Annotated in this window: 7 protein-coding genes and 1 pseudogene; 5 read left to right on the forward strand and 3 right to left on the reverse strand. The window is 72.3% G+C overall.

What is annotated here, in order from left to right; genetic code table 11:
- Positions 1 to 1,384 (reverse strand): annotated as a pseudogene (locus D471_RS0106530) (glycosyl hydrolase); the annotation flags it as partial.
- A gap of 238 nt (positions 1,385 to 1,622) precedes the next feature.
- Here D471_RS0106530 and D471_RS0106535 point away from each other — a divergent pair.
- On the forward strand, positions 1,623 to 3,845 hold the full coding sequence (locus D471_RS0106535; protein ID WP_017597881.1) for a RecQ family ATP-dependent DNA helicase: 2,223 nt from the start codon (positions 1,623 to 1,625) through the stop codon (positions 3,843 to 3,845).
- Between the two features lie 217 nt (positions 3,846 to 4,062).
- Here the strand turns inward: D471_RS0106535 and D471_RS0106540 are convergent, their stop codons facing one another.
- Positions 4,063 to 4,998, reverse strand: a complete 936-nt coding sequence (locus D471_RS0106540) for a carbohydrate kinase family protein (protein ID WP_017597882.1) — start codon at positions 4,996 to 4,998, stop codon at positions 4,063 to 4,065.
- Between the two features lie 249 nt (positions 4,999 to 5,247).
- Between D471_RS0106540 and D471_RS0106545 the strand changes: the two genes are divergently transcribed.
- The 4 genes from D471_RS0106545 (at position 5,248) to D471_RS0106560 (ending at position 10,527) form a co-directional block, all read left to right on the forward strand.
- Positions 5,248 to 7,965 (forward strand): bifunctional acetate--CoA ligase family protein/GNAT family N-acetyltransferase, encoded by a 2,718-nt coding sequence (locus D471_RS0106545; protein WP_017597883.1) that lies wholly within the window; start codon positions 5,248 to 5,250, stop codon positions 7,963 to 7,965.
- Between the two features lie 68 nt (positions 7,966 to 8,033).
- Positions 8,034 to 8,627, forward strand: a complete 594-nt coding sequence (locus tag D471_RS0106550) for a DUF5998 family protein (protein ID WP_040688619.1) — start codon at positions 8,034 to 8,036, stop codon at positions 8,625 to 8,627.
- Between the two features lie 295 nt (positions 8,628 to 8,922).
- Positions 8,923 to 9,744, forward strand: coding sequence for an enoyl-CoA hydratase-related protein (locus D471_RS0106555; protein ID WP_017597885.1), 822 nt, complete (start codon positions 8,923 to 8,925; stop codon positions 9,742 to 9,744).
- Positions 9,745 to 9,873: 129 nt separating this feature from the next.
- A complete protein-coding gene (locus tag D471_RS0106560) occupies positions 9,874 to 10,527 on the forward strand; it encodes an MBL fold metallo-hydrolase (RefSeq protein ID WP_017597886.1) in 654 nt (217 codons plus the stop codon).
- 32 nt (positions 10,528 to 10,559) lie between these two features.
- Here D471_RS0106560 and D471_RS0106565 read toward each other — a convergent pair.
- Positions 10,560 to 11,783 (reverse strand): CHAT domain-containing protein (locus tag D471_RS0106565; protein ID WP_017597887.1); only part of this gene is annotated, 1,224 nt, incomplete at its 5' end.

Below are 11,783 nucleotides of genomic sequence, written 5' to 3' on the forward strand. Positions count from 1 at the left end.
CCTCGGTCGCGGCACCGAAGCTGTCGGGGTAGCCGAGCATGGTGCCCCAGCCCGGCTCGTAGTGGAAGCGGCGCTCGCCCCCGGCGGTCAGCCACTCCTCCAGACGGCTCCTGACGAGGGACAGGAGGGTGTCGCGCGCCTCCGTGTAGCCGATGGAGTCGGCGATGGGGACGAGCTGAGCCAGCCTGCCCAGGGCCTTGCCGTCCCAGTAGGTGTCGCCGGGGGAGGGGAAGTGCTCCCGCTCGGCGAGGACCTCGTCCAGCAGGAGCCGCATGCGGTCGTGGTCGGCCGCGTCCACGGTCGGCAGACTGGGCAGGATGCCCTGGGTGGTGAGCTCGGTGGTGAAGTCCGTGCCCTCCGCGACGCGTATCTCCCCTCGGGGCGAGGCGTAGGAGAGGTCCGTGACGGGTGTGGTGGCCGCCCGCCAGTGGTGCGGGTAGAGGGCGGGCAGGGGGCCGTCCTCGGTGCCCTCGCGCGGCTCGGTCTCCAACCGGTAGGTCGTGGTGAGGGTCGCGCCGGCCTCGTCGTACTCGTAGGAGACGCGGGAACCGGTGACGAAGGAGTGAGCGTAGGGGGCGAAGGCGGCCAGATCATCGGGGGAGGGGAGGAGCGCCACCGAGTAGTGGCCCTCGGCGCCGGTGGCGGCCGTGAACGTGTCTCCCGCCCGGGTCCAGGCGGTGTCGGAGGGGGCGAACAGGGCGTAGTGCCGACCGTTGAGGCTGGCGCCGACGACCGGGCCCTCCTGGTGCCAGATTTCCGGCGTGCCGGTGAAGGCCACCCGCGCGTCGCCGCCCGTGGTGTCGGCGTAGGCGAAGGGCAGACCCTGGCCGACGGTGACGCGCAGAGTCCGGCCGTTCCCCTCCCAGCGGGGGGTCACGGTCCAGTCGCCGTGGTCGGCCACCCTGGTGTCGGGGGAGGTGAGGCCGTCCACGCCCATCGACAGGTCGGCGGTGTGGGGGTACTCGTACTTGAGTCCGTCGGCGACGATCCGGTGCTGTTCCGGATAGCCGACCTCCAGTCCCTCGGCGTGGGGGCGGAAGCTGAAGGGGTGGGCGAACAGGTTCTCGCCGTACGGGTTGTCCGGGTAGCGCTGGAAGATGAGCGACGACCACCACTCGTTGGTGGGGGCGGGGCCGTCGAAGTCGTCGGTGACCTTGGGGGCGACCGGAGTGCCGTTCAGGTCCGAGGGACCGGGGGCTCCCTCGGGCAGACCCTCCGTGTAGCCGCCGGAGCCGACGGGGACGTCGGCGGCGGGGGCGGGAGGTGGGGCGGCCGTCACGGCCGCGGCGCAGACCAGGGCGGTCGCGGTGGCGAGCACTCCGCGGCGTGCGCGGACGCTGAGCGGCGTTGGGGGCGGGTCCGCGGGTGGGCGGGGGGTTCTCATGGGGGCATTCCTTCCGGTAGCGGGTAGGGAATGGAAGCGCTCCCAGGACGTCGGGGTCGAGTGTGGGTGGAAGGGTGACCCGTGGGCAATGAGGGCAGACGGAGGAGTTATCGGGTCGTTACCGAAGGTGGTGGTCGGTGGAGGTCCCGGGGAGACGGGGGCCGAACCCGCCCCGTCCGGGCGGTCGGGGCTGTGGACAACCGCTCCGACGTTCCTCCGCTCTGGTACCAAGGAACGCATGGCGACACCTGCTGGCGACGCGCACACCACCGAGACCGACCCGGACGGGCCCGTCGGCCGCGACGCCTCCCGTGACCACGGGGGCCCGGCCCACGACGGCGCGCTGCGCGCGGCGGCCGAACGGCACCTGCGCGCGTTGGCGGGGGAGTCGGCGCGGCTGCGCGAGGATCAATGGACCGCCATCCACGCCCTGGTCGCCGAGCGTCGCAGAGCACTGGTCGTCCAGCGCACCGGCTGGGGCAAGTCCGCCGTGTACTTCGTGGCCACGGCCCTGCGGCGCGCCGAGGGGGCGGGGCCCACCGTCATCGTCTCCCCGTTGCTGGCCCTGATGCGGAACCAGATCTCCGCCGCCGAGCGCGCCGGGATCCGGGCGCGCACCATCAACAGCGCCAACACCACCGCGTGGGAGACCGTCTACGCCGACGTGTCCGCCGGGGAGGTGGACGTGCTGCTGGTCAGCCCGGAACGACTGAACAACCCCGAGTTCCGCGACCGCGTCCTGCCCGAACTGGCCGCCGGGGCGGGCCTGGTCGTCATCGACGAGGCGCACTGCGTGTCGGACTGGGGACACGACTTTCGCCCCGACTACCGCAGGATCCGCTCCCTGCTGCACGACCTGCCCGACGGCGTCCCGGTCCTCGCGACCACCGCCACGGCCAACGAGCGCGTCACCCGCGACGTCGCCGAACAGCTCCGCTCGGGTGACACGCGTCAGGACACCCTCGTCCTCCGCGGCTCCCTGGAGCGGGAGAGCCTGCGGCTGGCCGTCGCACGCCTGCCCGACCCCACCGCCCGGCTCAGCTGGCTGGCCGAGCACCTGCCCAAGATCCAGGGGTCGGGCATCGTGTACACGCTCACCGTCAGCGCGGCGCTGGAGACCGCGCGGTTCCTCTCCGAACAGGGGCTGGACGTACGCGCCTACACCGGTCAGACCGACCCGGACGAGCGGCGCCGCGCCGAGGACGACCTGCTGGCCAACCGGGTCAAGGCGCTGGTGGCCACGAGTGCCCTGGGAATGGGCTTCGACAAGCCCGACCTCGGATTCGTCGTCCACCTGGGCGCCCCGCAGTCACCGATCTCCTACTACCAGCAGGTCGGACGCGCGGGCCGCGGAGTGGAGCGGGCCGAGGTGGTCCTGCTGCCCGGCCGGGAGGACACACAGATCTGGGAGTACTTCGCCGGACTCTCCTTCCCGCCGGAGGCCACCGTGCGCGAGACCCTCGCCGTCCTGGCGGCCGAGGGGGCGCCGATGTCCGTCGCGCGCCTGGAGACCCGTGTGGACCTGCGGCGCACCAGGCTGGAGCAGATGCTCAAGGTCCTGGACGTGGACGGCGCGGTCCGGCGTGTGCGCGGCGGCTGGACCGCCACCGGGCTGCCCTGGGAGTACGACGCCGAACGCTACGCCGCCGTCGCGGAGGCGCGCGAGCGGGAGCAGCGCGCCATGCTCGACTACCTGTCCACCGACACCTGCCGGATGGAGTTCCTGCGGCGTCAACTGGACGACGCGCAGGCCAAGCCGTGCGGACGCTGCGACGTGTGCACCGGAGAGTACTGGCCCACCGACGTCGATCCCGGGCGGCGCGCGGCGGCCGCCGACCACCTGGACCGGCCCGGAACCCCGATCACGCCCCGGCGCCAGTGGCCCACGGGCATGGACGCCCTGGGCGTGACACTGTCCGGGAAGATCAAGGAGGAGCTGCGCGCGGGTGAGGGGCGGGCCCTGGCCCGTCTCACCGATGTCGGCTGGGGTACCGAACTGCGCCGAATCCTCGCCGAGGACGCTCCCGACGAACCGGTCAGCGACCGCGTGCTCCAGGGCGTCGTCCGGGTCCTGGCCACGTGGGGATGGGAGCGCCGACCGGTGGGGGTGGTGGTCATGCCCTCGCTCACCAGGCCGGCGATGATCACCGACCTGGCGCGCAGACTCTGCGACCTGGGCCGTCTGGCCCCGGTCGGGGCGCTGGGGTACCGGTCCGAGAGCGGCCCCGGGCCCAGACGGCACAACAGCGCTCTGCGTCTGCACCAGGTGTACTCGGAGCTGGTTCTGGGCGATGAGACGGCTCAGCGTCTGGTGGACCTCCAAGCGGGAACACCGGGCCCGGTGCTGCTGGTGGACGACCACACGGACACGGGGTGGAGCCTGACCGTGGGTGCGGCCCTCCTACGCCGGGCCGGGGCTCCCGAGGTGTTGCCCTTCACCCTGGCCACGAACGGGGGTTAGGGCGTGTGTGGTGGATGCTGCCCGTCGTTGAGGAGGTCACTGCGCTGTAAGACGCCGGTTGAGGGTGGCGGAGGGCGACGGGCGGGCAGAATCCTGTCCGTTCGGGGGCTCGTGCAGAGTGGGTGTCGCGTCGAAGACGTCGGTTGAGGGTGCCCGCCCCATCGCGAAGCGGCCCCGGCCGGTGGCGGGCTCCGGGCAGGCCAGGAACAAGCGCCGCCTACCGCAGCCGCTGTCCCCGCGGCGCGCCGCGGCGGACCGGCTGGCCCTCACCCAGATCGGGGCGGGCACCCGGCTGGTGCAGGGCGCGCGCCGCGAGCCGGTGCGCCCGACCCAGTGCCTCCTTCGGGTGGCGGCCCGCCAGCCACTCGGGCAGGAACCCGGCGATGAACGCGTCACCGGCGCCGACCGACCCCGGCTTCGGATCGACCGGCTCGGCCGGGGCGGACACCACGCCCTCGCGGGTCTTGGACGCCCACAGGCCGCCCTCCTCGCCGAGCTTGAGCACGACGTTGGGGTAGTGCGCCGTCAGCACCTTGGCGGCGGCCTCCGGCTCGTCCTTGCCGGAGAGCACCTTGGCCTGGGGGAGGTTGGCGAACAGCAGCCGCACGCCCTGCGTCCACTCCAGGAAGTCCTCCGCGCCCGCGCGTTCCAGCGGGGCGTGGGAGCCGCCGTCCACCGAGATGGACATGCCGCTCTCGCGTGCCATGCGCAGCGCCACCCTGGCGGCGCGCCGGGAGTCGGGGTTGATCAGGGTGTACCCGGACACGTGCAGGTGCGCGTCCGGGGTGAACACGTCGCGGGGCAGGTCCTCGGGCTGGAGCCGGGCGTTGGCACCGGGGTCGCTCAGCATCGTCCGGTCACCGCGGTGGGTGATCATGACGACGCACGTTCCGGTCGGCCGCTCCGGGTCCATCACCATGCGCGAGTCCAGGCCGTACCCCATGAGCTCCATCTCACGGGTCCGGCCGGTGATGTCGGAGCCGCGGCGGCCCACGAACGTCGTGTCGACGCCCCCGACGGCCAGCCACGAGGCGATGTTCGCGCCGGAACCGCCGCCGTACATGGTCACGGACGCAGGCGTGTCGCTGCCGCGGGCCAACGGGTGGAACGCCTGCGCGACGGCATCGGTCATGAGGTCACCGATTACGACCACTCGTGTCATTTCGCCAGCCACCACCGAGTTGTGAGAATCCGTGCTCGCACGACGTTAACAGGTTAACGATCAGCGGCGTGTAACGAAGTGACGGCGCCATGGATACACGACAGGACACGTCAGACGGTGCGTCGCGACCGGACCGCTCGTGTCGGAGACCTCCGGCGCGGTGGACCGGCACCCCGTCATTTCGGGCCTCCCGCATGGACTTTCCCCAGATTCGACCGAATGTCGTCTAGTCTCGCAGTCGTGCAGTCCTACCCGAACCACTGGGAAGCCGACGTCGTCCTCACCGACGGAGGCACCGCGCACCTGCGCCCCATCACCCCTGACGACGCCGACCTCCTCCGGGAGTTCCACTCACGCCTCTCCCCGGAGACGATCTACTACCGCTTCTTCGCGCCCTACCCGCGGCTGTCCGACCGTGACGTGCGCAGGTTCACCACCGTCGACTACGAGGACCGCGTGGCGCTGGTGGCCACCATCTCCGACTCCCTCGTCGCCGTGGTGCGTTACGACAAGGTCGCCCCGGAGGAGGCCGAGGTCGCCTTCGTGGTGGAGGACGCCCACCAGGGGCGCGGGTTGGCCTCGGTTCTGTTGGAGCACATCGGCGCCGCCGCCCGTGAGCGCGGCGTGCGCCGGTTCATCGCGGACGTCCTGCCCGAGAACCGCCGGATGATCAACGTCTTCCGTGAGGCCGGGTACACGGCCCAGCAGACGTTCGACGAGGGCGTCATCCGGCTCACCCTGGACCTCCAGCCCACGGATGACGCGAAGGAAGTCATGCAGGCCCGCGAGCAGCGCGCCGAGTCGCGCTCGATCGCCCGTTTGCTCTTCCCGGAGTCCGTGGCCGTGATCGGTGCCAGCCGCACCGCGCACACCATCGGGCAGACCGCGCTGCGCAACCTCCTCGGCGGTGAGTTCCAGGGCCCGGTCTACCCGGTCCACCCCGAGGCCAAGGCGGTCGTGGGCGTGCGCGCCTACCCGTCCGTGCTCGACATCCCCGACCAGGTCGACCTGGCCGTCGTCGCGGTACGGGCCGAGGCCGTCACCGAGGTCGTCGAGCAGTGCGCGGAGAAGGGCGTGCACGGCCTCGTCGTGGTCAGCTCCGGGTTCGGTGAGGTCGGCCCCGAGGGCCGCGCCCGACAGGACGAACTCGTGCGTACCGCCCGCGCCGCCGGGATGCGCGTCGTCGGACCCAACTGCCTGGGCATCGCCAACAGCGACCCGGCGGTCTCGCTCAACGCCACCCTCTCCCCCGATCTGCCCCCACGCGGGCCCATCGGTTTCTTCTCCCAGTCGGGCGCTCTCGGCCGGGCCATCCTCCAGCGCGTCGCCGAACGCGGTATGGGGCTGTCGACCTTCGTCTCCGCGGGCAATCGCGCCGACGTGTCCGGCAACGACCTGGTCCAGTACTGGCAGGAGGACCCCGCCACCGAGGTCGTGCTCCAGTACCTGGAGTCGCTCGGCAACCCGCGCAAGTTCACCCGCCTGGCCCGTCGCCTGGCCAAGCAGAAGCCGGTCGTGGCGGTGCGCAGCGGTGGGTCGGCTCAGGCCACCCCGACCGGACACGCAGCGGGCGGGCTCGCGCTGCCCGACTACGCGGTCACATCGCTGTTCCAGCAGGCGGGCGTGGTGCGGGTCGACGACATCACGCAGATGTTCGACGCGGCCCAGGTGTTCGCCTACCAACCTCTGCCGGAGGGGCCGAAGGTCGGCATCATCGGCAATTCCGATTCCCTGGAACTCCTGGTCAAGGATGCCGCCGTGCGCCAGGGGCTCAAGCCGCACGAGCCGGTCAACCTCGGCCCGCAGGCCACGGCGGAGGACTTCGACCTGGCCCTGGAGACCGCCCTGGCGGCGGAGGACGTGCACTCGGTCGTGGTCGTCTTCGTCCCCGCCCTCCAGCCGATCGGTGACGACGTCGCCCGCGTGCTGCGCGCCCGCTCCCTAGGGTCGGACAAGCCGGTGGTCACCACGTACCTGGCCCGCCAGGGCATCCCCGAGGAGCTGCGCCACGTCGGTGAGCGGGGGGAGACGCTGCGCGGTTCGGTCCCCTCCTACCCCTCACCGGAGGACGCGGTACGCGCGCTCGCCCACGCCACGCGCTACGCCCAGTGGCGCGACCGCAAGCCCGGACGCCACCCGGAGCTGCCCGACATCGACCGCGCCCGGGCCCGCGCCACCATCGCCCGCGCGCTCAAGGGCACGCCCGGCGAGGACACGATCGCCTGGTTCGGCGGGGAGCGCCGTTACGACGAGGAGACGGCGATCTCCAGTGAGGACGCGCGCGACCTCCTGGCCTGCTACGGCATCGCCGCCTATCCCGACATCCCGGTCACGTCCGCCGACGAGGCCGTGGTGGCCGCTGGTGAACTCGGTTACCCCGTCGTGGTCAAGGCTGACGCCCCCGACCTGCGGGTCCGGGCGGGCGGCACGTTCGTACGCGCCGACCTGCGCACCCCGGACGACGTGCGCAGCGCCTACCTGTCGCTGCACGACCGCTTCGGCGCGGACGCCGATCTCGTGGTGCAGCGCATGGCCGCCCCCGGCGTGCCCACGGTGGTCCGTGCCGGCGACAACAAGTCGTTCGGTTCGGTGGTCTCCTTCGGACTGGCCGACGTGACCGCCGAGCTGCTCGACGACCGCTCCTTCCGTCTGGCGCCCCTCACGGACATGGACGCGGCCGACCTCATCCACGCCGTCCGGGCCGCGCCCCTGCTCTTCGGACTGCCCGCCGGCGCGACCTCGCTGGCTGAACAGCCCAACGTGGAGGCGTTGGAGGAGCTGCTCATCCGGGTGTCGCGCCTGGTCGAGGCCTTCCCCGAGATCGGGTACGTGGACCTGGACCCGGTTCTGGTCAACGCCACCGGGGCGCACGTGCTGGGAGCACGCATGTGGTTGCGTGAGGCTCCCGAGGTCCGGCCCGACGTCGGCCCCCGCCGACTGCGAGGGGTGACCTTCTGATCATGGGCTGGTCCGGGCGTTGGCCGTCCCGGTCGCGAAGTGTCGCCCGGAGAGGGCAGGATAGGAGTATGAGGAAATCACGTGCCGTGTCCACCGACTGGCGGCTGGAGATCGAGCGGAGCGGGTACTACCCCACGCTGGTGATCGACGCCGTCGCCACGGCTTTGGGGGACGAGGACGCCGAAGCCTTCATCGTCCACCACGAGGCGACCTTCGACCCGGCCATGGAGATGCGGCGGCACATCACCGTGATGCTGTTGACCGCGACCCGGCTCGTGGTGTGTCACACCGACGAGCACCCGCCCACGGAGCCGGGCGGTGCCTCGCACGCGTCGACCACCACCGACAGCATCCAGATCGGCAACGTCCAGTCGGTCGCGCTCACCCGGGTGGTCCCCAACCCCGCCCAGTACACGCCCGGTAGCCTGCCGAGCGAGCTGGTGCTGAGCGTCAACCTGTCCGTGAACTGGGGTACCGCCGCTCACATCGACCTCGAACCCGCCTCCTGCGCGGACGAGACCTGCGAACTCGACCACGGGTACACCGGGGCGATCACGGCCGAGCCGCTCACCCTGCGCGTGAGCGAGGCCGCCGACGGGGCCGCCGCGGTCTCGGCGATGATGAACTTCGCCGACGCCCTCTCCGCGGTGACGGCCCGGTAGCCGGTACCTCCGTTGAGGGTGGTGGAGGGCGACGAAGAGGGAGAAGCCGCGCCGGAGGCGTCCGTTGAGGGTGGTGGAGGGCGACGGGTGGGCGGGTGAGCACCCGAAAACACAACCGTGACAGGGACTTAACGAACACGGTGCGGGGAGGCGTGGTGCCTTAATAATCCATCCGTCTAAGGTTGAACCGGATTCGTGCATACCGCCACAAGCGAGACGTGCCAGGCCACAAACCGGGCACGTGCGCGTCGCGTCCCCCCGGACGCGCGCCCACACGGAGAAAGGTCAGTCTGCGATGACGCAGCACCCGTCCCCGGAGTCCCCGGACGACGCCCCCCTGGTACGCCTGACCGTCGACCGTGCCATCGCCACGGTCACCATGGACTCCCCCCGCAACCGCAACGCCCTGTCCGCCCGGCTGCGCTCGGAACTGTCCAAGGCCCTGTCCGACGCGATGGCCGACGACGAGGTGCGCGGGATCGTGCTCACGGGGACCGGGCCGGTCTTTTGCGCCGGGGCCGACCTGAAGGAGGTCGGCGCGGCGCTTCGGGGTGAGCCGGTCGAACCGGCGCCGGAGCTTCCGGCCATCTTCGAGCAGATCATGGGCGCCCCCAAACCCGTCATCGCGGTACTCAACGGCGCTGCCCGTGCGGGCGGGATCGGGCTGGTGGCCTCCGCCGATATCGCGCTGGCGCCCAAGAGCGCGACGTTCGCCTTCACCGAGGTGCGCATCGGCGTGGTGCCGGCGATCATCTCCGTCCCGGTGTCCGCGCGGATGCACTCGCGCCAGCTCAGCCGTTACTTCCTCACCGGGGAGCTGTTCGACGCCTCAGCGGCGGCCAAGGCCGGGCTGATCACCCAGGCGGTTCCGGACCGGGACATGACGCACGCCGTGGACGCGGTCCTTCAGGGGCTGCGCGGGTCGGCGCCGCGCGCGCTGTCGCGCACCAAGCAGCTCCTGGACGACCTCGGCTCCGGCGCCCTGGCCACCGTCGACCGGCGCACCGAGGCCTTCACCCGCATGGGAGAGCTGTCCGCCGAGTTCTTCGCCGGAGAGGACGCGGCCGAGGGCCGCGCGGCCTTCTTCGAGAAGCGTCCTCCCCGCTGGGCCCAGTAACCGACCCCGCGGGGCCGCGGCCCGCCGTTGCCGCGTCCGACCGCGGCCAGAGGTCGGACGCTCCGGTGACCCGGGCGTCCGATCTCGGCCCGGGTGCGTCGCCGTCGGCGGACGGGCCACAATGGGGGAGTGAGCTACTCCGGAGATACCAGGGTCGGCGGTCCCGCCGACCTGCGCCAACTACCGCATCTGACGATCGCCAAACTCGCCGTCGGCCCCATGGACAACAACGTCTACCTGCTGCGTTGCCGGGCCACGGGTGAGGGTGTCCTGATCGACGCCGCCGACGAGGCGGATCGCATCCTCGACCTCATCGGTGAGCGGGGACTGGCCCGCGTGATCACCACCCACCGCCACCAGGACCACTGGAGGGCCCTCGCCGAGGTCGTCGGCCAGACCGGCGCCCGTACGGTCGCCCACCCCGTCGACGGGGAAGAGCTCCCCGTGTCCGTGGACGAGCCCGTCGAACACGGCGCGCGGGTGCCCGTCGGCGAGTGCTTCCTGAGCGTGATCCACCTGCGCGGGCACACGCCGGGGTCGATCGCGTTGCGCTACGACGACCCCGAAGGACACACCCACCTGTTCACCGGTGACTCCCTGTTCCCGGGCGGGGTCGGCCGCACGCTGCGCGACGAGGACTTCCGTTCCCTCTTCGCCGACGTGAGCGAGCGCCTGTTCGACGAACTGGCCGACGACACCTGGGTCTACCCGGGGCACGGACGTGACACCACGCTGGGCGCCGAACGCCCGAAGCTCCCGGAGTGGAGCGAGCGCGGCTGGTAGTCGCCCGGGCAGCCACCGGCCCAGGCGTCCGATCAGGCGCCGAAGCAGCAGAACCCGGCCGGTCCGAGGTGGAGAGCCACCGCCTCGGACGCCGGGACCCCCGCCGCCAACGCCCGGTGGAAGCGCACCATGGCCTCCTCTGTCTCGGCGTCCCGGACGGGGACCGGGCTGGCCACCACCGTGTGTACGCCGCGGGCGTGCAGGGCGCCGACGAATCCCGACGGGGTTCCCGTGACACCGCCGAAACCGCGCCCGTTCCAGCAGGTCGAGAGGGTCACCAGGGCGGGCGCGGTGGTGAGTCCGGTCAGGTCGCGGGCGAGCAGAGGGCCGTCCGCCAGGTCGACCGAGGCGAGCAGGGGTACGCGGTCGGGGACGTGGCCGTGCCCGGCCAGGTGAACGATGTCGGCGTCCGCGAACCCGGTGAGCACCTCGGTCAACCGAGCTCCTTCCCCGTCGAGGACACGTGCTCCCGGATACACGCGGGTCAGCGCGCTCACCTCCCGCCGGGCACCGTCGGGCGCGGGTGCGGCCACCAGCAGGACACGCTCCGACGGCGGGCGTGCCCGGTCGGCGTGCTCCACCCAGAACCGTGCGGTGGGCACGAGGTCCACCGGCCGTCCGCACAGGGCGGGCAGCATCCCCCACGGCGGGTCGCCCAGGCGCGGATCGGCCGCCATCACCAACGGACGGTCTCCGACCAGGGGCAGGACCGGCGCCAGGAGTAGCCGGGACACCTCCGCCGCGGCGTCGCGGACCGACACCGCGCGAAGGCGGCCCACCGGTGCCGGAAGCGCGTGCGTGAACCGCGCCAGGGCATGGACGGTGGGGGAGAGCGGGCCCAGGGGGCGCGCGTGCACCTTCCCGGCCACCGCGACCAGGGCGACGGCGTCCTGCCCGGCCCAGGTGAGGTGGACGAACGCCCGGTCCGACCCCAGCCTGTCCAACAGTTCGGCGGTGACCGGCTCCGGTGCGGGAGGTGCGGCGCGCCCCTCGGCGGACGTGCGGCACACGCGCCATCGGGCCGCCTCCCACAGCCGCGCGTGATGGTCGGCCCGCGGTCCTCGGCCGTGGGCGAGGGCGGCGCGGTACCGCCCGGCCAGATCGGTCAGGGCCGGGGCGGCGGGTTCGTGCGGCCCCGGGACGTGCGCGGCCGCCCAGGTACGGGTCAGCTCCGCCCACTCCAGGGCGGTCGCGGCCGTCCCGGCGAGGAGCGCGAGCTCCAGGCCGGCGCGGACGACATGGGGGTCGTGGGCGGC

Source organism: Nocardiopsis lucentensis DSM 44048 (genome assembly GCF_000341125.1).
Lineage (GTDB): Bacteria > Actinomycetota > Actinomycetes > Streptosporangiales > Streptosporangiaceae > Nocardiopsis > Nocardiopsis lucentensis.